Here is a 23,815-nt window from a genome sequence, read left to right as displayed (position 1 = left end):
AAGGTTCTCTTTGTGCTCTAACGGATTTGCAGATAAAAGAAAGAATTTCTCCGAATTTGGGGAGACCTGAGTAGTAACGTTCGCAACGCACCAGAAGCCGCCAGGGAATTCTCCCTGACGGTCTGGAACGATCCTATAGGAGTAGGGCGATGTCGATGCACGTTTATTGCGCTTTATCGGAATGATGCCGCGGCTTTCCGTTCTTTTCGCGTTATTTTCAAAACCCCGGAATACCCCTCTGCTTCGCGGCCTGAACGCGATTGTCGTCCATCTTGGCGATCGCCTCGTCGATCGAGAGGGAGCCGATCATCATTTGTTGAACGAGCTTGCCCATTTCATTCTGGCTATAACCGACGATGAAAGGGGTCACCGAGGGGTACAGATACTTATCGATAAGGCTTTTTGCTTCCTCGTATTGCTTCGTGAGCTTGTTGCTCGTCACGCTGGCGAAGTAGGTTTCCGTATACAGATCGCGATAGATCTCGTTTAAGATTTCCGGCTGGCTTACAAAGTCAATAAATGCTTTGGCATCCTGCAAATGCTGTCCGTTCTTGTTAACCATCAGCATCGCCGCGTTCGGTCCTTCGAACTGCTTGGCGTCCGGACCTCCCATAAAGTTAGGCATGATGCCGAATTTATCCGCCGTACCGGGAAATTTCTTCTCCAGATCGGTATACAAATACACGTCCCATGCCATCGCCATCGCGTATTTGCCGTTCGCCAAAGCCGCGGGTTGGCTGTCCCAATTATTATTGAGCACGTTTTTGCCGAAGTAACCGCCGTCCTTCATTCTCATGTACCATTCCAACATTCGGCGAAACTCCGGAATATCGGCGAAGCGAATGCGGTTGCTGTTCAGGCTTTCGACGAGGTCGGGCACTTTGCTGACCAGAAAATCGATCCCATATTGGGGCAGTAAAGGCCACGTGTCTTTGCTGGCCAGATAAACCGGGATAATACCTACTTTCTTTAATCGCTCGCACGCATCGAAAAACTCCGCCTGATTCGTCGGGACCGGGATGTCGTATTTCTCGAAAATCTCTTTGTTATACAGCATGCCGCCGATCGAGGATTCCCACAAAGGCAGGCCGTAGATTTTATCCTTATAGGTCAGCCTCGGCACGATCGCAGGCTTCAAATCCGCGACCCACCGTTCGCCGCTCATGTCCGCGAAGTTATTCTCCGGCTGCAGGTCGCTGAGTCCCGCTCCTCCGAAATGGATGACGATATCGGATATTTCGCCCATCGCGACTCTTTTGCGGATCAAGGTGTCTACCGTATCGATCGGGAACGCCTGCACTTCGACCCGGTTCCCCGTCTGTTTCTCGTAAAGCTCGATAGCTCTAACGATGATAGGCTTCTGCACCCATTCTTGGTTCCCCATTAACGTGAGAGTCACCTGAGGTTTACCCGATCGGGAAGGATTTGAGGGATTCGTTCCGCCGCAAGCCGACAACGAGACCGCTAACGCGACGAGCAGCGATAAACACCATCCGTTCCGCCTCGTCATTCCATCTCCCCCTTGCGCGTTCCTTTGTATTCCTTCGGACTGGAACCTGTCGCGTTCTTAAACACTCTGCTGAAATAGAGCGCATCCTCGTAACCGACGTTCTCCGCGATTTGCTTGAGCGGCATGTCCGGATGGTCGCGCATCATTTCGATCGCTTTGCGAATACGCAGCCTGGCCAAGTACTTGCTTGGCGGTATTCCTTTGACTTCGCTGAACACGTTAGAGATGTAGATCTTGTTGTAGCCGAACATCTCCTGCAGCTTCTCGTTCGTAATCGTATTCATATAATTGTGCTCCAAATACGATTCGATCCGGGAAATCAATTCCTTGGCCGAATATTCCGTTTTGCCTTTAAGGCGTATTCCGTTCAACTCTTTCATGAAGCCGCGGAATTGTCCGATCACCTCGTCGAACGAAAGACAGCCCGTAATGAATTCATTGGCATCGAAAGACGGCGACTTGCCATTCTCGTTCATGGACCAGTAGCTGCGATACATTCGAACGATAGCTTCGAGAAGCGCTTCGACGCCGTGCTGAGGATACCTGGCATTTTGCCACTCTTCGATCCAGCCCTGCAACGTTTTCTCGAACTGAACATGGGAATCCAGCTTTACGAGCGATTTGATCGTCTGTTCTATCTCGTTCGTAATCAGAAAGGGCTGACGCTGCTCCGAGTTTTCCTCATGGGCGTAAAGCCGCGTTTCTCCGATCACCGTATGCTTGGCAAGCTTCACCCTAAGCCCTTGAACGATTCCACCGAGCGACTCCGCGGACGTAACGGCTTGTCCGACGCTAACGGAAAGAGGAAGTTTCGCCTTTGCGGCACACCTCTGAAGGATCCCTGTGCCGATCAGTTCGATATCGCGTTGCTCAAGCTTGCCGGAGACGGCCAGAACGACGATTTTCTCGTTCGTTTGTATTCCGTTTAAGCACCAAAGCTTGAGGATCCGGTCGTCTTCCAATCGATCAAGCAGTTCCGGCCCGACCGCGTTCATTAAAGAGCGGCCCGGGTTGTCATAGTCGAATGCCGCATGGGAATAGTTGCCCGCTCTTACCAAGATCGGATAGTAGCAGGGGTAATCAAGCTGTACGGGCGGCACCAAGGTCTGCGGCTCCGATTGGTGAAACAGGGATTTCATGTACTCCGATTCCCTGTCCGCATCTTTCTTTTCCAAACAATCGGCCACTTTCGCAAGCATATTCGTAAGCACTTCGTCTTTAATCGGCTTGAGCACGTAATCGAACGCATGCAATTGCAGGGCTTCCCTTGCATAATTGAAGTCGCTGTACCCGGATAGAACGACGCAAGGAAGATCGGGCCACAGCGCCTTCGCTTCTTTAATCAGTTGCAACCCGTCGACGAAGGGCATGCGAATATCGGTAATTAACGCGTCCGGCTTGTTTTCCTGCATTTTCTTCATGGCATCCCGGCCATTAAAAGCCGTATACGCGACTTCAAAACCGAGCCCCGCGGATTCGATCATTTCTTTGACCATATAGAGAATAGGCGGCTCGTCTTCGACCAGCAGAACCTTATGCATGTATTTCTCCTCCGATCACGATTTCGGCTCCGCCGTCCGCAGGGTTGGACAATTCGATTCTCATCGTAGCCCCGTAATAAAGAATAAGCCTAGTGAATACATTCAGCAGCCCGATGCCATTACCGGCAACGGGGGTAGTTTCCAGCTCCGACTTGCCTAAAGTTTCGCCGCCCGTCGTATGCGCGATCCATTCCGCCTCTTGGCGAAGCCTCGACAAGGTTTCCGGTTCGAATCCTTTGCCGTTATCGAGAATTTGCAGACTCCACCTTTTATCGGTTACCGTCCCCCGAATCCGCAGCACCCAAGGAGGATCGATGGCATTGAAGCCATGCTGGAAAGCATTTTCGACAATCGGTTGAATAATAAGCTTGGGCATCGGGATGACGTTCATGGCCGGATCGATCGAGATCTCGTATTCCACGAAGCTCTGATAACGCCTGCTCATAAGCTCTAAGTAGTTGCGCATATGTTCCACTTCGAAGTGAATGTTGGATTCCTTCTGCTCGAACTTCATCGTATAACGCATCATGTCCGACAACGCCGTACACATTTCCATGACCTCGCCGTTTCCTTTGCTTTTGCCATAGGCTCCGATCACGGTAAGCGTATTATATAGAAAATGCGGATTCACTTGCGCCTGAAGGGCGTTCATTCGCGCCAGCATTTCCCGTTGATAGGAGTTTTCCGCTTTCTGCATCGTTTCCTTGAGCTCATCCAACAGTTGTTGAAAAGCAACTCCGAGCAGTGTTATCTCATTGCGGGTTTGCAGTTGGGCCGGGAGAAGCTCCAGGCTCGACATGTCCACGTTCGCAAGGGAATCCTTGAGCCTGCGTAGCGGACGGGTTACTCTCCCCGCGTATAGATAAAGAATGAGCAGCAGCACGACGAGCAACGCGAAATATACGGCAAGCGTGCTGTTGCGTAAATACTTCACCGGCTTGCCGAATATTTGCATATCCTCGATTAATAAGATATTCCAGTCCGTGGCCGCTAGCTTAGAATAGAACACCATATAGTCGCCGTTAGCCGTTTTCCATCTTTCATGTCCGAAGTCGGACGTCAACCGAATGTCCTTGAGCTCCTCCGATCTCAGACTCCAATCCGGATTTAACGTGCTGTAGAGGATTTGACGGTTCGAGTCGTTGATCGCCACGTTGCCGGTCGTCAAAGAGTTCTTGAAATAGAAAATATCTTCAAGCTCCTTGATGTTATAACTAACCTCTACCAAGCCATACAAGGTAGTTATCCCTGAGCGGCCTAACGATGGAGAAAACGGTGTCCCCGGTTTCCGACCACTCGTCCGGATGAGGGGGAAGAAATAGCTTATAAGCTTTCATCGTAAAATATTGCCGAACTTCGGGCATTTGACGGATATGGGTTTTGTCCACATTACGGCTGTCCATCTTGTTGCTGACGCCTAAATAATCCCCGTACAACGAAATGATGCTGATTCTTCCCTTCAACGGTTGCAGGGAAGTGAACGATAATAGCGTATTGCGAATATCCCGGCTAAGCTCGGAGTTCTCGTCGAAGTAATTGTCGCTCGGGTCGTCGGGAATGTCCCGCAGGACGTTCATGATTTTGTCGGACGCGTTAATGGAGATGGACAGCTTGTCCATCTCGTTCAATACGCGGTCTACCTGCTCTTGCAGCTTCAACGTCGTCTGCTGCTTGTTCTGGGCTACATTGCTTTCTATTATCGATTCCATGCGGAAATAGAAGTACATATTGATCAAGGAAAGAACGATAAAGAGGGATACGGACAACGAGAGGAAAATTTTCTTCTGATAGCTTAGCGATTTGAACATGGCGTATTCCCCTAGTGGAGGATAAGTGCGATGCTGTCGGGCAGTGAATACAGCTTTCTTCATTGTACAACAGCGCCGCGATTCGTCCTATGGACGATTCAAAGTTAGAAACATGGAGGATATACAGTTCGACCGCAAAAAAAAGACGACACCAGGATAAATCCTCCCGAGCCGTCTTTCCCCTACTTTTATTTCTTCCCGTTAGCCGTCAACCATTCGTCCAGTTGCTTCTGCATTTCTTCCGTCTGTTTGGCGACGCCCGCTTTCTGAACGGCATCGTAGTATTTCGGGAATACTTTCTCGGGATCGACCGCCCCGCTTTGCAAAGCTTTGCCGTACTGCTCGCCTACGGCGAACACGTTGGCTCCTTCCGTCTTGTACGGCTCGTTGTTGAAGTTAAACCCGTGCACTTCCGGAAGCTTGGCGTTCTTGTTAAGGGCCTTCGTAACTTCCCAAGTATCCGGCGCCTGGCCTTCCTTCAGATATCCGATCAGCACGTTGCCGAATACCCAGCCCAAATCTTCTTTGTATCCGCCGTCTTGGTTAATCTTAACCGTATTGTCGCCGACTTTGGTATAGTGCTTGCCTTCGATGCCGAACGCGAGCAGGTTGAACAACGTTGGATCCGTAGCCGTTAGCTCGAGGAACCTTAATGCGCGATCCGGATTTTTCGATGTCTTGCTGATCGAAGTCATCGTCGGACGCACGCCCGTGAATTCCGGCTCGGAGATGCGTTTGTACACGATCTCGTTGTTGCCGAACCGCTTCTGATCGTCCACTTCGCCGCCCGGCTTCATCGTCGTATTCCACTCCATGGCGACTTTGCCGGAACTTAGCAAGCTGTTCAATTGATCGTCCTTGATCGTGGCGGCGTCCTTGTAGATGTATCCCGCTTTATACCACTTGCGCATCATATCGAGGAACGTTCTATATTCGGGTTTGTCGAGCGTATCGATGATTTTATACTCGGGATCGCCGAGCTTGTAACCCTGCGGCGCATAACCGTATTGGCGACCGAAGTCGAACATATGGGCCGTTTTGGCGATCGGAATGATGTCCGGCTCGTTGTCCTTAATAACCTTCAGCACGGGCTCGATATCGGCTTGGGTTTTGATCCCGTCGAGATCGATGGCGTATTTGTCCACGAAACGTTTCTGAATGGCGAAGCCTTCCGCTTTGGCCGCGATCTGCATGTTCGGAACCGCGTAGATTTTTCCGTCTACTTTCGTATCGTCCCATGCGACTTGCGGGATCGCCGATTGCAGATTCGGACTGGCCGCTAGCAGATCGTCGAGCGGCAGCAGTGCGCCCTTGACGACTTTGTTGTCGTAATCTCCGCCGCCCCAATTGGAGGTCCATAACAAATCGAACGCTTCGTTCGCGGCCAGCATCGTGTTTATCTTATCTTTGTAACCGGATTCAATAATCGGTTTGAGTTTGATCGTAGCGTTGATCTTCGGTTTAATGTACTCGTTCACGGCATCTTCTACCGCTTGCTGGTCGGTCGGCATGTTGAATACGATGTAATAATAAGTCAATTCGACGGGAGCTTCCTCCGGCGTTGCCGAAGGTGATTCGGATGCGGATTCCGCAGGCGATGACGGTGCCGACGGCGATGCCGCGGATGACGAAGCCGCTGGCTCGTTATTGTTCTTACCACTGCACCCGGCGAGAATAAGTACTGCCATGAAGCATATTGCCAACGCGCTTGCCATGGAACGTTTCCAGACTTTCATGGGTTGACCTCCTTGGTCGAACTTGTTTTTTATATTTCAATCTATTGCCGGGTAAGAACAGATTCGAGATGACCCCTCCATGTTCCTACCTGGTCGAATAGAAGAAAACCGGCTTAACCTTTCAGCGAACCTACCGTCAGCCCTTTGACGAAATACTTCTGGAAGAACGGGAAAATGAATACCATCGGTCCCCCGGCTAATATCGCCATCGCCATCCGGGCCGATAGCGTGGGCAGTTCGCTCGTATCGACGCCGAATTGGTTCACGAAATCGCTGTTACTGGTCAGGAACTCCAAGCTTTGCAGCATGCGAACGAGCAGCAGTTGAATCGGGATCAGCTTCTCGTTATCGATGTACAACAAGGAAGGGAACCAAGAGTTCCAGAAGCCGAAAGAGATGAACAACCCCAGTGTCGCAAGAGCGGGAGTAGAGAGCGGCAAGACGATCGTAAAAAATATTCTCAGCTCCCTCGCTCCGTCCATCTTGGCCGATTCGATGATCTCGAACGGCATTTTCGTCAAAAATCCCTTCATGATCATGATGTAGAAAGGGGATACGAGCGATGGCAAGATGAGCGCCCACAACGTATTTTGCAAAAATAAATATTGCGTAATCAGAATGTAGGAAGGGACCAATCCCCCGTTAAACAGCATCGTGAAGAAAATAAAGAACGTCGCCGGTACCCGATACCGGAAATCGCGCCGGGAAATGACGTACCCTAGCATCGCGGTTATTAATAAGCTGAGCAGCGTGCCGGCTACCGTAATCAACACCGTCACTCCGTAAGCGCGCAGCAACAGGATCGGCGCCTTGAAAATGTATTCGTAGGCTTTCATCGAAAAGTCCGAAGGGATGAACTGATAGCCGTTGTCCAAGATAGAGCTTTCGTCCGTGAAGGAGATCGAGATGACGAGAATGAACGGGACGATCATGCATAAGGTTACGAATATAAACAGCAGATGGATGAGCAGCTTGCCGGGCGCGAATTTAGCTTTCATGGCATTCAAAATTGTTCCTCCTTAGAACAGCGAGTTTTCTTCGTTGATTTTGCGTACGACGTAGTTCGCCGCTATGACGAGAACCAATCCGACCGCCGACTGATACACTCCGATCGCGGTCGACATTCCGATATCCCCGTAAACCCGCAACGCCCGGAAAACGTAAGTATCGATGATATCCGTCGTCGGGAACGTCATGCCGTTATTGTTCGGAATGAAATAATGCAGCCCGAAATCTCCGACGAAAATATGCCCGATCGCCAGAATAAGCAAAACCACGATCAACGTGGACAGCATCGGCAACGTCACCCTCGTCGCCATCTGCCATCTGGAAGCCCCGTCTATTTTCGCGGCCTCGTAATACTCTTGGTTGATTCCCATAATCCCCGCGAAATACACGAGCGTGGAGAATCCGATATTTTTCCACAAATACGCGGATACGAGAATGTAAGGCCAAGGCTTCGTCTCCAAGTACCACATATGAGTTTCCATGCCGAACAACTCCAGCACTTTGTTCAAATATCCGTTCGAGCTATCCAATAGCGCCAAAGCTAAGTAACTGACGACGACCCAAGAGAGGCAGTACGGAATGAACATGGCGGTTTGATGGATTCGCAGCCACTTTTTCCCCATCTCGTTCATGAGCATCGCGAAGGCTAATGCAATGACGGTGGTCAGGAGCATATAAATGAGCCCGTACCCGACCGTATTGCGCGTAATCAACCACGCGTTATCCGATATGAAGAAAAATCTGAAATTATCGAATCCGATCCAATCGCTGCCCCAGAATCCTTTGTCATACCTGAAATCCTTAAAGGCCAGCACGGTACCGAACATAGGCAAATAAGAGAAAACAAAAACCAAGAGAGCGCCGGGCATCAGAAGCAGCAACAACTCCGAATTTTTCTTGAGATGAACCCATTCCGATCGACTTTTCATACGTTTACCTCCAACTGATCGTCCATGATTAGGACTGCGACTTGCTGCACCCCCATCATGGCAAACCCGCAAACGAAGGAATACTGTGCGATCGGGTTTTTCATCGATTTGCGGCTATGATTTTTGCGACTCCCTGCGTCAAACGCACAAAAAGCGCCCGATTCGACCCCTTTGGAGGCCAAATCGAAGCGCTTCATACGCAATTTCGACTAACTGATATTCCTTTTCAACCGATATTCCTTCGGGGTGACCCCGTACTTTTTCTTGAACAGCTTGAAAAAGGTGCTTTCGTTCAGATAGCCGACCAGTTCCATGATCTCTTTGATGCTGAAATTTTTCGTTTCCAGGTATTCCAGGGCGCGCGACAGGCGTACCTCGTTAATATATTCGCCGACGGAGACGATTTCGCTTTGCTTGAACATTCGCCCCACGTATGCGGGAGTCATTCGCAGCATCGAAGCGATGCCCTGCAAGCTTAGATTCATATCTCCATAATTCGTGGCCACGATTTCCTTGATCGCGTCCATTAACACCGTATTTTTATCCTGCTCCGAATTTTGCAGCTTTTCGTGGATTTCGCGACAGACTTGATGGATAAGCTGCTCGATTTCCCCTAATGTTTCCTTCTCCAGCACCTGTCGGCTCAGCGCGCTCAGATCGACGGATACCGATGCGACCCTGAGCTTGTTCATATCTCGGATCGTCGTCTTGACGATGTCGACCAGTTGGAGAATGCCATGAAGGATATGATCGTAATGATAAGCGGATACCTGAGTTATAATGATGCTGACCAAGCTCTCCATCGCTTCCAAATCGTTCGTTCTGATCGCTTCGCTCAGCTTCTTCTCTTGCTCGGGAGGGAAACTGTACTCGAATCGTTCGTTGTTCGGTTTCACCCGTTCCGGCGTAATCATCTGTCCCTTACCGAATACGAGTCTATACATCGAATGCTGGATCGCCAATCCATATTGCACCGTAATCGCTTCATGGCCTCTAATCAATTCGCTGGTCGTCATCGTCAACGATAACTTGTAGTAACCCTTTACGATGTCCTGTATTCTTGTTAATAACGATTCAACCTCTTCGAACGAAGTTGCCGTTCCCGCTTCCCTGCTCACGATCATAACCAGATGGTCGTTTCTCATATCGGCGATTTCGGATCGGAACGGGCTAGGGGACATAATCTCTTCCGCGATGTTCGAGATGGCGAAGGAATACAGTTTTCTTTCGTTATCGCTCGTTCTCGAGACGAACTCTGCGTATTGATCGATCTTGATGAGTACGAGCCAGATGAAGCCGTCCGGCACGATTGCTAGCCCGTTCTGAGTCACGCAGTCGCGAAAATGATCTTTCGTATACGAAGAACTGCCCGTGATGATGCTTCTTAGGTGATAGTTGTGTACGATATTTCTTTGTTTGTCCTGCTCGTTCGTGACGAGGCTTAGCTTCTGCGCCATTAAGCTATAGACGTTGGTGACGTAAGATAACTCGTCTTTGCTCCGGTTAACGGGATCCGCGCCCTCTCCGGCATGGTTACGAATTCCGGCAAGCATCTGCTCCACGGGTTTATACAGTTTATGCGCAATGAGGATAGATAAAGCGATCGACAATAGGAGGAAACAGACGATCACGTAGATCGAAGTCATCCTCATCTCGTAAATGCCGCCCAACACGGCATGGTACGGTTGAACGCTTATCGCATTCCAGCCACCGACGCCCATCTGCATATACGAAACCATATATTTGCCGGATGAGCCGAAGGATTCGGAGAACGAACCGAATTTACCTTCATGCTTGGCTTGATACGCCGCAAGCGCTTCCGTTAGACCGTTCAGCTCCGGAACGTTCCGTTCGTTGCCGGAGAGTACGACTTGACCGTTCCGATCCATGATAAACACGTCCGACTCGCCCGGAATCGCGAAATCGTTCACGGCTTTCAGATTAGCGAAAATCCATTCCGGTTTGACGTTTACGACAAGCGCGCTCTCATGATCGTTAATGTCGTTGAAGCTTTCGTAGATGATCATCGAGAAAAAATCGACGGAATTTTCCCGTTTGCTCAGATTCATCGGAATCAGCTGCATTTGGGGAAGCTTCTGCTTGTTCTGCAGTTGTTTGGCGATATTCTCGGCCATGTAATGATCCTTCAAATTTTCCGCCAGAAAGCCGAGCGCGTAGATTTTATCCATATGTCCGTTGTAGATCATGACCGAATGAAGAAACGCCGAAGATTCTTGCGCCTTGTTCATCAGGCGGATACCGTTAATAATATCGATTTCTTCCTGCTCTTGGCTGGACATAAGCGTGAAGAAAATTTGATTGTCGTTATAGATCGTTAACGCTTGATTCCTAACGATCTCCTGCATGTAGGAGATGTTGTGGTTAATCTGGTTCATGACCTTGCGATTCGCTTCCTTCTGCATCTGCACGACCCGGGTTTCCGTACTGTAATGAAGAACCATCGATGATAAAATCAAGACGAAGACCATCAAAATCGAGATCGTCAGCAATATCCGTTGCAAGTATTTTCTCGATTTGTAGGCTTGCAGCACTCTCATCGGGCGACACCCTCATCTCATCTTTCTTCCGTTGAGTCTAGAATCGCACACAAAGACGCTTTGTTCTACTGTGATTTTTGCGAATAACTTACGTTAGGCTGCGGCCCGATCCTCCCGAACTGGATATCTCTCCAACCTAGCCCGTAGGCGGGCGATTCGCTCCGCAAACGATAATCCCCGGCCCCCGCATCCAGGAACAGAGGGTCGGCGATCCGAGAGTCACCATCATATTTGCCCTCCAGTAAGGAAAGCCACTGCGTCCAGTCGTATTCGCCCCGCCCGAGCGAATCGGACTTCCGCTCGATCAGCGGCAGCTCGCCCGCGATTCGGCACGACTCTCCGTTCCGCCAATACAGATTCCGGTCCGCCACCGTAAACCTCTCCTCGTCCCAGTTCACGAAGTAATACAGATATTTACCGGAGTTCGCTATCACATTCCCTTCCACGATAACGTGTTTATTCGTTTCTCCCGCCATTTCCTGCGTTCCGATCGCCGAGATCGCTTGAGGATTATCCACGAGCAAGTTGTTACGAATCCGGTTGCCGATTCCCTTGGAAAAAATAAGCATCCATAGCTTGCCCTCTCCCGTGCTATAGAGATGATCCAATACGTTGTTCGATACGATAAAGTCATCCGAAGCGTCATCCAAATAAATGCCGAAGCCGAACGAGAAATGGATACCGCTGTGGTGCAGCCGGTTGCCGTGAATGATATTCCCCCTGCCCGGGCCCCACGATTCGATCATTCCTCCGTCCTGACTGTCCTCCATGACATGAGAAATGTCGTTATAGGCGATCCGATTGTTTCGCGTATGAAGGAAATCCCAATGGTTCTCCCAGGTGACCGGGACATCGTACAACGTAGAAGGCATCCCGCCGTATCTTAGGCCTTTCATCGAGATCCCGTATCGCGGCATATGGGAAATCAGATTGTGGGAAACGTCGCTGTCGCCGCTTTGGAAAAGTAAAATGCCGCAACCGTGCCCGATCAACTCCCCGCCGTGCCGAATGCGATTGTTCGTTATCGCGTGCCCCTTATTCGTATATGAAGCTTCCGCGGTCTTAAACTCGCCCTCTCCCGGCGCAAAACCTGACGCGTACACCCCGACATACCCTATGTATTCGATCTCGTTTCCAGACAGGACGACATTCCGCGAATGGCGATCCAAGAAAATTCCGCACGTTCCCGAGTTACGGATCGTACAGCCCGTAATCGTGATTCCGGAGGCGTTGTCGACGTAGATTAGCCCTTCCCGATGCTCCTCCCTCTCGGAATTGTCCGCCATCATCCGATATTCCCTCGCGCTATCCGTGCATGCCAGCGTAAGTCCGGCAATATCCAGATTTTGCAGCCTATGCTCCGGATCCCGTCCTCTTAACTCCAAGAGACGGGTGACGGTCGGAGCAATGATTCGTTGGGGCAGCGAACTCTCCTCGTCGAAGTTATCGCCTTGAAGCGGCCAATAGTACAGCATTTGCGCCCCCTCGTCCAAATGAAACTGACCCGGGGAGCGAAGGAATGCTAATGAGCCTTGAATATAGTAACGCGAGCCTTGGCCGATCTTCCATGTCGCCGGGGACTCGAAGATCAGGGTGCGCTTGGAATGATCGATCGCTAAAACGGTTTTCGTCTCGGAAAACCAATTCCATTCCCCTTCCCCGGGCCAGACGAACGCTTGAGCGCTCTCGAGCCGGATATCCTCGGGGATATCTCCCAACCGGAAACGAAATCCGGCGATCACGTCATCGACGGCTTCGTCGGTATGAACGGCCTCATCGGTAAGGAAATAGCCCTTCTCCGGGAATCGCGCCTTCAAGACGCGGCGACCGTCGTCGTATAAAGTTTGAAAGCGATATTGCGACTCCACCTTAGCCTTCCATACGGTATCCGAATGCTTTTCCCATCCCGTAATCGTTCTGCCGCCGAATAGAACGGGCTTTTCGTCGGGGGCGTTGCAATAACGGACGCGGAACCCGTCCCTGCCCGAGTCCCGTTCGTCGAACCGAAGAGCGGCATCGATTTCATATGTTCCGCCATGCATATACACGATCACGTCCGCGGTCATTCCGCCGCTAATCTCCTGACGAACCGATCGCTGCGCCCGATTGATCGTTAAGAAGGGCAGATCTTTGCTTCCATCGTTATCGTCGCTTCCGTGCGGAGCTACGTACAAACATTTTGGATTAGGCATACATTCATGACCTCCGGTTTCAGGGATAGGAAATGCGCTTCCTACCATTGTGCATGAAGGACTCTCGTAAACCTAGCCGTAACCATTCGAAAATCGCCTTTCTCGGACTGTTCATTTTGCGAAAACCTATGCCGTGCATGATTTAGTTGCGTCTTCCTCTGCTGCTCATTATGATGAGGGAGATAACCTGATCCTCATCACGCCGTAAGAGGGGTTTCTTCTATGTCTATCGCAACGTTGGACGACTTGATGCCGACGGTGAATTTCGCCAGTCGCGCGACTACGCAGGCCGCAATGGACTGGGGCGTGCGCCTCATCCCGGATTGCCAACTCGTCTATGTCGTTTCCGGACAGGCCGAGTTGACCGTGGGGTCGAATCACTATATCGTTCGCGGGGGAGAATGCGTCTATTATGGTCCGGAATGCCCTCATCGGTTGTCGGCCTCCGGCATGACCGATTATTACAGCGTGCATTTCGATTGGAAGCAATCCTCGTCGCTTCCGGTTCATCCCGCGCATCGAATTCGATTTCTTGAACAAGACGGGCTCATCGGCGATACGCGTAACCCCATACTGGATATTCCTCCGTTCGGTAAGGTCTTGCTTCCGACGCGGTTTTCCGTTTCCGGATTGGAGCCGATTCTAACGAGAATCGTTAAAGAATACGAGCTTGAGCAGCCGGGATATGCAGTGACTCTCCGCGGACTCATGATACAAGCCTTATCGCTGCTGTTCAGACAACTGCTGGATAAGGGAACGGCTCGAAAGCCGCATAACCGAATTGATCCCGCCATTCAAGCGATGCAGGAGCAACCCGGCAGAAACTGGGCGGTATCGGAGCTCGCAGCGATGTGCGGCTACCATCCCGTTCATTTCGCCAAGCTGTTCAAGGAGGAAATGGGGCTGCTGCCCAAACACTATATCATCGGGGAAAGAATCAAGAGAGCGAAGCGCGAGCTATTGCATGGGGAGAAGGTCGAGGTCATATCGGAGACGCTCGGATTCGCGAGCATTCATTACTTCAGCCATCAATTTAAACGACTAACCGGATTGACGCCCACAGAATTCAGAATGCATGGGCGTCCTCCGGAAACGTAAGACTGCCTATCTCACGAGGAGGAGTTAGGCGGTTTTTCGGCCTATCTCCTCGCGGTCACGCGTTTTAGCAATAATCGAATTGAATTCAGCCGAATCGAATCGCTGTTACTCTTTTTTCTGCGCGACGGGCATCATCATCCCGTCATCCATGCCCATCATTCTCACGCTATCCGACTCGTCTTCCGCTTCGGACAAGAAGACTTCGCTCCCGTAAATAGGCTCCGCATAAGGCAGATGCGTACGCCCGCGAGCTAGAATTTGCCGATAATTGCCCGAATCGCCTTCGTATCCGTCGTGATCCCAAGGAATCCAAGAACGGGCGTTGCAGTAATGGCAAACATAGGAACGGCGATAACGGTCGGTCGTTCGATTAGGGAAAGATCTGTGAAACAGATGGGAGTGAAAAAACAGTACGTCTCCAGGTTTCATCGGTACGGAAATCGGAGGCGGGTAGTTCGCGACGATCTTGGATAACGTGTTGACGTCGTCATCGAGGTGGCTGACGTTCGCGACGGTCCCCAGATCCTTGAAGGCGTCCACGGCGTGAACGTTGCCGCCGTTATAACCGTCCGGCGGATAGATCGGCTCGTGGTTAGATCCAGGAACGACCCATAAGCATCCGTTCTCCTCGTCCACTTCCTCCAACGCGATCCATGCGCCGACCATCGTATCGGGATGGGTTTTAATATAATAGGAGTCCTGGTGCCAGCCTTGTCCTCCCCGTTCAGGTGGATTGAGGAACATCATGGACTGTAGCGCGTACACATCGGGGCCAATCAAAGCCTCGGTTACATCGAGAACCCGAGGATGAAGCAAACCCCATTCGGCGGTCGCATCCAGTCTGGAAACCATATGAACCCGCGTCTGCTGCGCGAATTCCTCCCGCAAGGGATCTCCCTGCTCGTCTGCCTGCTCGTCTGCCTGCTCGTCTCCTTGCTCGTACCCTTGCTTGTCTCCTTGCTCATTTCCTTGCGTATCCGCTACATTCCGTTTTGGGGCAGGCTCTTGCGGCACGAGAGTACCTAATCTTGTTCTCTCCGCCAAATCGAATAGACGATCAATGTCATCATTTGATAACAATCCTCTAACGATTAAATACCCGTCCCGATGGTATTGGGTATACTCCTTCACGCTGACCAAATAACGATCATCCCTTACCCGCGACTTCGGCGTATATGAAATCCCCATCTCACGAACCCCTCCATTGCTTTCTGTTACTCACATTGTGCGATATTCCAAGCATCGTCTCAATGGAGGGAATCCGGTAATTGATGTGTTTATTTGATATATTCGTTCACGAAGATATGACGATTTGCGGGGTATGGCGTTTCCTGATCGTGTACCGCCGTCGCATGCCGGAACAAGGAGCTTTCGCAGCGTTCGATATAAGCGGTCGGCGGCATTCCCCTAATGCGCTTATACATTTTGGAGAAGTGATGCTCGTCTCCGAAGCCTACCCGGAACGCGATTTGCTTAACGGTCCATTGACCGCTCATCATGAGCTGCTCCGCGCGGATCAGCCTGCGTTCGAGTAACGCGCGTTTCGGAGATATGCCTACCGAAGCCGCGAACATACGCGTGAAATGCTCGTGGGACCAGCCCGATTGCCGTGCGATCTCCTCTATCGTAACCGGTTCCTCAAGATGCGCCTCCATGTAGGCGATGGCCCGGGCAATCGGAATAGGCAACGGGTTCGCCAACTCCTCTAGCGCATTGTCCGCGGATGCGCAAAGCTCTTCCAGAGCCGCAGCAAGCAAAGCCGATAACCGCCTCCTCCAATATGGGGATTGGAAGTTGGCGATTCGCAGCATTTGTTTCATCAATGATGGCAGCAAACTATGGCTGCTAACAAGCAATCGATGCGTGTCTCTTAGCAACGTGCCGAACCGGATATCGTTTTCCCTTAAGCATTCGTAATCGAAATGAATGAACAGATGCCGTACTTTGCGTGCGGGATCGAACACATAACGGTGATTCTCTCCCGGGCGGGTAAACACGAAACAAGGCTTATCTAAGGATATAGATAGCCCTCCGACTTCAACCTCGTATACGGAGGCGGTTCCCTCCGGAAAATACACAAGCTCGTAATCCGGGATGTTTCTCGTTCCCAGAATAGAACCGGCTTGCGCCCACACGTCGCCGACGGTATGAATAAACGGCCATTGGTTCTCCAGATCTGCCATTATTCTTCGTCGCTATCCGGAAACACGTTTGCAAGATCTATCGCTAAGCAAGGAACGGTTAAAGACGTCAGCTTATCCTGCTCCGTTAAGGTAGATGCCAACATATATCGCCCGTCTGCCAATACGAATTGCTCAACGATTCGGAATACCGGATCGGTCAGCCAATATTCCTTCACGCCGAACTTCTCGTACAAAGCCTTCTTGATCGTCTTATCTCGTCGGCCAGTGCTTTTCGACAAAATCTCAACGACCAAATCCGGCACTCCGAATATGAAACCGTCGCGAATGATGCCCAAATTCTCTTTGGCGATATAAATCACATCCGGTTGAACGATATTCTCCTCGTCGAAATGAACGTCCAGTGGCGCTAAATACGTTTTCCCGTCCTGACGGCAGGAGATTTGAAAATGAAAATGAAAATTGCCCAATATTTCCTGATGAACGGCTTTCGGAGAAGACAGAAAATCATAGCGTACTCCTCCTATGATTTCATACCTTTCGGGCCGATCGTATACTCCCTGACCTTCCTTGACGATCGGGTCGGGTTTGCTCTTCTTGGACGTATCGGATTCGCTCATCGATTACACCCCGCCATCTACTATTTCCAGTTATTATAGCATAGAAAGACTGATGGCAGGGCTTCGACGTCCTAATCTTACAGCGGCCGCAGCTTGGTCAATCGTCCATCGTGAATCCACTCCGCTACGTAGACGTTACCCTCGGAATCCACGCATAGGCCGTGAGGAGAACTGAATCGGTCGACGCGGTAATACGATTTCGCCAAGTTAGGCCAACCCTCTTGCTTATAGGCCTGTTGGTCTTCGCCGAGATGAGCGCAAAGCCTGTCATGTCGATCGTAGATCGACACTCGGCTATTCAAATCGGGAATGTACATCTTCCCTTCGAAAAAGTAGAAGCTGCACGGAAGGTCCATGTCCTTGTCGATGATTCTCTTGAATTCGCCGTCCGGCGTGAACGCTTGGAGCCTATGATTTCCCCGATCGGCCACATAGATTTCCGGCTCCCCGCTTCGCAGATCAACGGATATTCCGTGCGGACAGTCGAACCGGCCGGGATCGCTGCCTTTTCCTCCCCAGGAATTCTTGTATTCCCCGGCAGCCGTGTAAACATGAACCCAGCTTTGTCCGTACCCGTCGGTAATATAAATATCCCCGTTCGGCGCGACCGCTACGTCCGTAGGCATGTATTTGCGCTCCGCATCGTATATTTCCGGAAGATCGGGCGCCCCCAGCGTCATGACCTCTTGTCCGTCCAAAGTCATCTTAACCATTAGCCCTCTAGAGATATCCGTTGCGTACAAATATTCGCCGGTCGCCTCTTGGTGCAAATAAAAGCCATGCGCTCCGTCTCCGAACGAGTCCCCGAACGCGCTTAAGAAGTTCCCTTCCTTATCGAATTTATATATGGAAGAAGCGCCCGTATGAAATACGTAGACCTGATCCAAACTATCGGTTACGATTCCGTGCGTGTAACCAAGCGTATAGGATGACGGAAGTTTAGCCCAGCCCTCGACGATCTCATAATCATAGCTTTCGTTTCCCATTCGTAATTGCGGTTGATTCGTCATTTAATCAGCATCCTCTCGACTAGACAAAATGGAAGAGCGATTCGCATCGCTCTTCCTACAGTATACATCATCTACTTAACGCCAGCAGGCGCATATACGACCGGAAAGTGCTCGCCTTGCATAATTTCGCCCTTGGCCACCGTCACGTACGACAGCATGACATGATCGCTTGAAGGCTCGTAACGCGTATGTCCCGGCATATAGTGAACCGCGATCGCCCTGCGCTTCATCTCGGACCTATTGTTCGGACTTCCATGCCATGTGAGACTGTGATGATAACCGACCTGTCCTTTTTTGATTTCGAAAGGAACGGCTGTGACGTCCGCGCCTTCCGGAAGCAACTCCGGATGCCGGTGATAGGGCATAAAATCTTTGTCGCTGGCCAGATGCTTCTGATGGTTGCCCCACTTATGGCTTCCGGGCACCATCCACATGCAGCCGTTCTCGATTACGGCATCGTCTAACGCGACCCATGCGCTCACGAGCTCCGCGGGCTGGATGATCGGCCAGAGCGGATGATCCTGATGCCAAGCCGTGGGACCTCCGGTGATCGGCGGTTTGTACTGAATTTGATCGTGCCATATTCTGAGCGTATCGGTTCCGCACAGTTGCGCGACCTCCTCGCAGATCGTCTTGTTGGCGGCGTGTTGGAAGAATGCGTCGCTTGCCATCCAGATGTTGACGATCTGAACGACTTTCTCGTTCGCGGTCATCTTCATCCCTTCGTACAGCGCCGCCTTTTCCTTCTCGTTTTTTTCTTCGTCGCCTAAGAGATTGTGATTCAGCACCGGTTTTTTCACCGATTTGCCCTGCATCACTAGATCAAGCTCGTCGCGCAGCGCTTCTACCTCTTCGTCGTTCAGCACGACGCTCCCCTTCAGAAATCCGTTTTTTTCGAATTCGGCCAATTGGTTCTCGTTCAACATCGGGATTCACACCTCTCTCGATACTCGTTAGGATTGCGGGTTGATAGCTACATCATAAGAGATCGAGGCGACGTTGTATTTCCGATAAACCAACATTCGTTTGCGTTTTTCTAAGATTTTAATCGACGATCTTGAAGTTCGGCTTCACTTTATCGAAATTCGGATTTTCTCCGCTCACCATCAATCCCATTCCCCAATCGAAATGTTCGTTCTTCGTCGGAAAATCGGCAGGATCCCGGTATTGGATCAAGACGTTCCTTCTTGTCCGCTCGCTGCGGTTGGCGGATGAACCGTGGATCGTTAAATAGTTGAAGAAAAGAACGTCCCCCGCTTCCGCCTCGCACAACGTTCCGTCCGTAATCGGATATTCCTTGTGATTCAAATAATGCGCTCCGACATGCGGCAATTCCCCTTGCTTGTGGGAACCCGGTATGACGCGCAAGCATCCGTTCTCCTCGTCCGCGTTATCCAGATGAATGCTCGCCGCCAGCATCGTGTGCTTTTCATGCGGGAAGTACGGGTAATCTTGATGCATCGGGAACGCGGCACCGTTCTCGGGCGGCTTCACGAGCATCTTGGAGTGATGGATTTGAACGTTGGGCCCGATTAATCGCGAGAGCACCTCGACCATATTCGGATGAATGGCTGCCCGCATGAAAGACGCATCGTGATAGTGAACGTCATGGAAACCTTTAAGCACCAGCTTCTTCAATTGCTCCGGAGGAAGGAAGTCTCCTTGCCATGCCGCGTTCGAGTCTTGCTTAGCTTGGGCGGCCCTGCGAATGATCCCCTCGACGGCTTCTCTCATCTGATCTACTTCGGCTTGGTTGAATACTCCTTTAACTAATAAATAACCGTTTTCTTTGTAAAATTCCACATCTTCCACTCGCACCATCGTTATTCCTCCTTTATGGGATTTAGAGTTTGAAATCTTTGTTTATGTAGCTTATTGTAGGGTTATTAACGGAATCCGTCTTTGCTCGCAGATGACATTGTTTTGTAAAATAAGGACATCTATCGATATAGAAGAGAGAGGCGGTTAACGAATGTATCTTTGCAAGGAAACGCACGCGATGTTGAACGAGCAAGCGCTTCTGCTGGATGGAGAAGGAGCCGCGTTTACGATTCACTATTGGGGCGTTATCCCTCAACTCTTCGACAATCCCGTACACAAGCATTCCTTCTTCGAAATTTGTTATGTCATGAACGGAGAAGGAGAATATACCGATAACGGAACGACCTATCCTTTGCGAGAAGGCACTCACTTCTGCTCCAAACCAGGAGCGACTCATCAGATTCGAACGAAGGAAGGGCTATTCTTGGTCTATGTCGCCTTCGAATTGGATGAAACCCGCTCGCAGAATCGCTACATCGACTCCTTCCGCGTGCTTGCCGAACAAGGCACGGTCTGTATCCCCGACGGCAACGAGACTCCAACCGCGCACCTATGGAAAGCTCTTCTCCTGACGGAAAAAGGGAACTTGCCCCCTCCGGCGGTCACGTCCGTCGCTCGCGCGCTGCTGCTCTCCTTCCTGGCTCTCTTCGGAAATCGCGAATCGTCGGTCTCTTCCAGAGGCGATTCGGCCGTCATTGTGCGCCAGGCTAAGCTGTACATTCGGGACAACCTTTCGCAACCCTTAAATCTACGGGATATCGCAAGATACTTGAACGTCTCCGAAAGACATCTTTCCCGGCTGTTCTCGGCAGGCATTCACGAGAATTTCACCAACTACATACGGGATGAACGCATTCGGAAAGCGGCCGGTTTGCTGACGGCCAGCGAGCTTTCGATTAAAGAAATCGCCGCGGCCACGGGCTTCTCTTCCGTTCATTATTTCACTCGCGTATTCATGCGAGTAAAGCGTTTTTCGCCGGGCCGCTATCGCCAAAAGTTCGGAAAGTTCAACGAAAAAGACTATTCCAAAGATCAGATTTGACCTTTGGAATAGTCTTTTTCTCTTTACTGGCTTGAATCTCGGCATTAACCTGCCGAAGACTGATCTTCAGCGTCTCCGATCGCCTCTTCCGTCGTACCATTCGGGTTCGTCACATAGACGATGATCCGCCGCGCCACTTCATCTTCTCCGGTAACTTCGGATGTTACCACCCCGAGCTGCGATCCTGCCGGTACCGGTATCGGAGCTTTATTCGCGTGCCAGACTACGAACGCGGACCATGCCCCGATCAATACCAATAACGCCGCGCCGATAACAAATGTTTTCCATCCGCTTTCCCTTTTATTTTCCCTCTTATTCATTCATGTCTCTCCTTAAGCTTCGCATACTTGATCCCAATTCATCCACAGTGTATACGATGGAGAGATTCGACGTTAGTGACCGCAGCCATGCATTACCGTCATAATCGGTCATGAATGACTTTCCGGTGATAAGGCGTCCAGCTTCCGGTCACCTTTTAATTAGATCAGCTTAGCCGCCCACAAGCCCGCGTTCAGAATCAGCTTCCGGTAACCTTCCACCTTGAAAGCGGACAAGCGATGTCCCGGCATCAAGTAGACGATACGTCCCAAGCCGAATTCATGCGTCCAAGCGGCAGGCCACATCTCCCCCTCGTGCTCGTACTCAGCCAATATTGTCGTGCGAATATGCGGGTTGAATTCGAATCTGTAAGGCTCGTCATCTACGATAAAAGGTTCGACCCGATCCATGATCCGATGATTCGGCTCGCGAATATGAATCGGCAACGAAGTAAACTCGGGATGGCTCGCGAACTTCGCGCCGATCATAACCGCAAGCTCCTGATTTCTCTGCAGCGAAATGCCGTTATGGATCGCCAGCATTCCGCCGCCCCGCGCGACGAACGACAACAGTGCCGCCGTACGGGAGGGAGATACCTTCTCTTCGAGAAACTCCGTATAGGAAATGAACAGCTTGTAAGGAGCAAGATACTCCTCATGAAGCATTCCGTAGTCGCTCGTGCTTCTAACTTCTATTCGGCCGTCGAAGATGCTCTCGATTTCCTTATCGACACCCGAGAACGGATGATAGATCGCATCCGAGTAATTGCCTAATGCCAGTGCTTGAACCTTACTCATCCGATCGTTCCTCCCTACCTATATCGTTATATCCATGCGTCGACCGAGATCAGGATCGGGATCCCCGTCTCCCCCACTACTCGGTAACTCGCGACCGGCTCGACGAACAAGAAAAATGACCCATAAACAACAAATCCAATAACCCAATGCAAGCAGAAAAAGGATCGCCATCATATCTTGGAACGTGAAATTAAGCTGAAACGGAAATACGAATAAGGTTAGCGCACCGAAGCCGAAGAGAACGTTCCACCCCGATCTGGCGGATTCGGCAAGTCCGATCGTGCCGCGAGACAAGGCGCTTCTCCGTATCCCTTCGCAAATCCCATAGAGCATCGTCAGCTCTATGGCGGTCGAAAATGCGGTTAGCGTTAATAAAGAAAAGGATGGCGTGACGTAATTGGTTAGGGAGAAGCCGATCTGCAGTCCTAGAATTTGCAGAATAGACAATATAAACTGAATTCCGGCTGCTCCCCAAGCAATCGAGAACGGGCGCTCGTTCGAATTCAACCGCGACAACCCGATCAAGATCAGTAAGTATCCGATCACGTCGGGCAGCACGTCGAAGCTCCCCAAACGAAAATCGATCAACGCGAACGCAAGCCCCCAAGCGATCTGCGAATAAGATTTCTTCATCCGGCCAGCCTCCTCTGTTCGCGTACATAGGCGCGCATCTGGGATTCCGACGGATACGGCATGTAGTTGGCGAACACCGTGTAACCGTAGCTCTCGCCTTTGCTGTCCTCGAAGTTCTCCCGGAGTTGCAGGTTATACACATCCAGCGATTGCGTGCTTTGGCGGGACAGCATGAAACGGTAGTTCAGCGTAAGCGTTTGGCCGGCCCGTAATTCGATGGGAAAATCTGCCTGTTTCGGATGAGGCGCTCCCGCTTCGGCGGTTGTTTGCACCTCGTACTCGAACAGGCCTTCCAGCTTCTCCAGCCAGATCGAGGACACTCCCGTGAACTTAACCGGTTTCTCGATGCTTATCGTTGCCGAACCATGATGGTCCGAAGACCCCATCGTGGAAGACATTTGAATCGGACTTTCCGGGATTTCGGTTTCCGCTCTCGGCCAAGCCTCCCTGATGACGACGATCTCGCCGACGTCTTCCTCTTTCATGCTGCCATCGCTGTATAAGGCTTTGACCGTATGAATCTTCAGCGGCTCATCCGCGGGCCAGCTCGACTTATCGTCGAAATACCCCATCAGCTTGTAGATCGTTTGGTGACGCAACTCCTGATGAATCTGCACCGGATTAAATCTAAGAGTAGGTAACTCATCGACCTGAACGCCGACGATTTTACGCTTATCCGCCGAATTCGCTACATATAGAAGTTCAAAGGCGAAGGAAGGTACTGTACGCGCTTCTACATAGTGCCTTAAGAATCCCGCTTCAGGCAGTTGCGAGTAACGATTGTATGCGTAGTTGCCAGCCCAACTTGCCAATAGGAGCGCGAGTACGATTAAATAGCTGATTTTCGTTTTCATCGCACCGTGTAACTCCTCTCCGTACGAAGCGTTTTGTTTTTCCATTTCTCACCTATACCATTTAACGCTTCAGGTTGAACATAGTTCCTGCAAGAGTAAAAAATATCCTCCTCCGATTCGGCCTGCAAGAATTCCCGGAACCGCAAAGAGGCTAACCCTTACCCGGTCAGCCTCTCACTTCGATAGCAAAAATATGGTA

Annotated in this window: 21 protein-coding genes; 2 read left to right on the top strand and 19 right to left on the bottom strand. The window is 50.9% G+C overall.

From position 1 onward, the window contains the following. Positions 1–217: 217 nt before the first annotated feature. The 9 genes from HH215_RS29825 to HH215_RS29785 all read right to left on the bottom strand — a co-directional run bounded on the left by HH215_RS29825 (position 218) and on the right by HH215_RS29785 (position 13,282). A complete protein-coding gene (locus HH215_RS29825) occupies positions 218–1,510 on the bottom strand; it encodes an ABC transporter substrate-binding protein (RefSeq protein WP_169283205.1) in 1,293 nt (430 codons plus the stop codon). After that, complete coding sequence (locus HH215_RS29820; RefSeq protein ID WP_169283204.1) at positions 1,507–3,051, bottom strand: response regulator transcription factor; 1,545 nt, start codon at positions 3,049–3,051, stop codon at positions 1,507–1,509. Before HH215_RS29820 ends, HH215_RS29825 begins: the two co-directional genes overlap by 4 nt. Beyond that, positions 3,044–4,288, bottom strand: a complete 1,245-nt coding sequence (locus HH215_RS29815; RefSeq protein ID WP_169283203.1) for a sensor histidine kinase — start codon at positions 4,286–4,288, stop codon at positions 3,044–3,046. The genes HH215_RS29820 and HH215_RS29815 overlap by 8 nt, the downstream gene beginning before the upstream one ends. Continuing rightward, positions 4,266–4,859, bottom strand: a complete 594-nt coding sequence (locus HH215_RS29810; RefSeq protein WP_169283202.1) for a cache domain-containing protein — start codon at positions 4,857–4,859, stop codon at positions 4,266–4,268. Before HH215_RS29810 ends, HH215_RS29815 begins: the two co-directional genes overlap by 23 nt. A gap of 188 nt (positions 4,860–5,047) precedes the next feature. Beyond that, positions 5,048–6,595: an ABC transporter substrate-binding protein gene (locus tag HH215_RS29805; protein ID WP_169283201.1), complete on the bottom strand. Its 1,548-nt coding sequence runs from the start codon at positions 6,593–6,595 to the stop codon at positions 5,048–5,050. A gap of 113 nt (positions 6,596–6,708) precedes the next feature. Beyond that, on the bottom strand, positions 6,709–7,593 hold the full coding sequence (locus tag HH215_RS29800; RefSeq protein WP_169284645.1) for a carbohydrate ABC transporter permease: 885 nt from the start codon (positions 7,591–7,593) through the stop codon (positions 6,709–6,711). A 21-nt stretch (positions 7,594–7,614) separates the two neighbouring features. Continuing rightward, positions 7,615–8,532: an ABC transporter permease gene (locus HH215_RS29795; RefSeq protein ID WP_169283200.1), complete on the bottom strand. Its 918-nt coding sequence runs from the start codon at positions 8,530–8,532 to the stop codon at positions 7,615–7,617. 209 nt (positions 8,533–8,741) lie between these two features. Next, on the bottom strand, positions 8,742–11,090 hold the full coding sequence (locus tag HH215_RS29790) for a helix-turn-helix domain-containing protein (RefSeq protein WP_169283199.1): 2,349 nt from the start codon (positions 11,088–11,090) through the stop codon (positions 8,742–8,744). Between the two features lie 65 nt (positions 11,091–11,155). Next, the gene (locus HH215_RS29785; protein ID WP_169283198.1) at positions 11,156–13,282 is read right to left on the bottom strand and encodes a right-handed parallel beta-helix repeat-containing protein; all 2,127 of its coding nucleotides are present in this window, start codon (positions 13,280–13,282) and stop codon (positions 11,156–11,158) included. A gap of 222 nt (positions 13,283–13,504) precedes the next feature. On the opposite strand from HH215_RS29785, the gene HH215_RS29780 reads away from it, so the two are divergent. Beyond that, a complete protein-coding gene (locus HH215_RS29780; protein WP_169283197.1) occupies positions 13,505–14,380 on the top strand; it encodes a helix-turn-helix transcriptional regulator in 876 nt (291 codons plus the stop codon). Between the two features lie 105 nt (positions 14,381–14,485). On the opposite strand, the gene HH215_RS29775 is transcribed toward HH215_RS29780, so the two are convergent. The 6 genes from HH215_RS29775 to HH215_RS29750 form a co-directional block, all read right to left on the bottom strand. Then, complete coding sequence (locus tag HH215_RS29775) at positions 14,486–15,568, bottom strand: phytanoyl-CoA dioxygenase family protein (RefSeq protein WP_169283196.1); 1,083 nt, start codon at positions 15,566–15,568, stop codon at positions 14,486–14,488. Between the two features lie 89 nt (positions 15,569–15,657). Beyond that, positions 15,658–16,563: an AraC family transcriptional regulator gene (locus tag HH215_RS29770; protein ID WP_169283195.1), complete on the bottom strand. Its 906-nt coding sequence runs from the start codon at positions 16,561–16,563 to the stop codon at positions 15,658–15,660. Next, positions 16,563–17,141, bottom strand: a complete 579-nt coding sequence (locus HH215_RS29765) for a Uma2 family endonuclease (RefSeq protein ID WP_169283194.1) — start codon at positions 17,139–17,141, stop codon at positions 16,563–16,565. Before HH215_RS29765 ends, HH215_RS29770 begins: the two co-directional genes overlap by 1 nt. 77 nt (positions 17,142–17,218) lie before the next feature. Further along, the gene (locus HH215_RS29760; RefSeq protein ID WP_169283193.1) at positions 17,219–18,151 is read right to left on the bottom strand and encodes an NHL repeat-containing protein; all 933 of its coding nucleotides are present in this window, start codon (positions 18,149–18,151) and stop codon (positions 17,219–17,221) included. A 71-nt stretch (positions 18,152–18,222) separates the two neighbouring features. Next, positions 18,223–19,077 (bottom strand): phytanoyl-CoA dioxygenase family protein, encoded by an 855-nt coding sequence (locus HH215_RS29755; protein ID WP_169283192.1) that lies wholly within the window; start codon positions 19,075–19,077, stop codon positions 18,223–18,225. A gap of 118 nt (positions 19,078–19,195) precedes the next feature. Further along, the gene (locus tag HH215_RS29750) at positions 19,196–19,972 is read right to left on the bottom strand and encodes a phytanoyl-CoA dioxygenase family protein (protein ID WP_169283191.1); all 777 of its coding nucleotides are present in this window, start codon (positions 19,970–19,972) and stop codon (positions 19,196–19,198) included. Between the two features lie 151 nt (positions 19,973–20,123). On the opposite strand from HH215_RS29750, the gene HH215_RS29745 reads away from it, so the two are divergent. Next, positions 20,124–21,014: a helix-turn-helix domain-containing protein gene (locus HH215_RS29745; RefSeq protein WP_169283190.1), complete on the top strand. Its 891-nt coding sequence runs from the start codon at positions 20,124–20,126 to the stop codon at positions 21,012–21,014. A 44-nt stretch (positions 21,015–21,058) separates the two neighbouring features. Here the strand turns inward: HH215_RS29745 and HH215_RS29740 are convergent, their stop codons facing one another. The 4 genes from HH215_RS29740 to HH215_RS29725 form a co-directional block, all read right to left on the bottom strand. Continuing rightward, positions 21,059–21,334, bottom strand: coding sequence for a hypothetical protein (locus HH215_RS29740; RefSeq protein ID WP_169283189.1), 276 nt, complete (start codon positions 21,332–21,334; stop codon positions 21,059–21,061). A 159-nt stretch (positions 21,335–21,493) separates the two neighbouring features. Next, positions 21,494–22,129 carry a ThuA domain-containing protein gene (locus HH215_RS29735; protein ID WP_169283188.1) on the bottom strand — a complete coding sequence of 212 codons (636 nt, stop codon included), beginning with the start codon at positions 22,127–22,129 and terminating at the stop codon, positions 21,494–21,496. An 18-nt stretch (positions 22,130–22,147) separates the two neighbouring features. After that, positions 22,148–22,762, bottom strand: a complete 615-nt coding sequence (locus tag HH215_RS29730; protein ID WP_169283187.1) for a hypothetical protein — start codon at positions 22,760–22,762, stop codon at positions 22,148–22,150. Further along, the gene (locus HH215_RS29725) at positions 22,759–23,616 is read right to left on the bottom strand and encodes a hypothetical protein (protein ID WP_169283186.1); all 858 of its coding nucleotides are present in this window, start codon (positions 23,614–23,616) and stop codon (positions 22,759–22,761) included. The genes HH215_RS29730 and HH215_RS29725 overlap by 4 nt, the downstream gene beginning before the upstream one ends. Between the last annotated feature and the right edge of the window lie 199 nt (positions 23,617–23,815).

The organism is Cohnella herbarum (assembly GCF_012849095.1).
Lineage (GTDB): Bacteria > Bacillota > Bacilli > Paenibacillales > Paenibacillaceae > Cohnella > Cohnella herbarum.
Note: the sequence above shows the minus strand (reverse complement) of the source record. Positions and strands in the feature narration are given on the sequence as shown.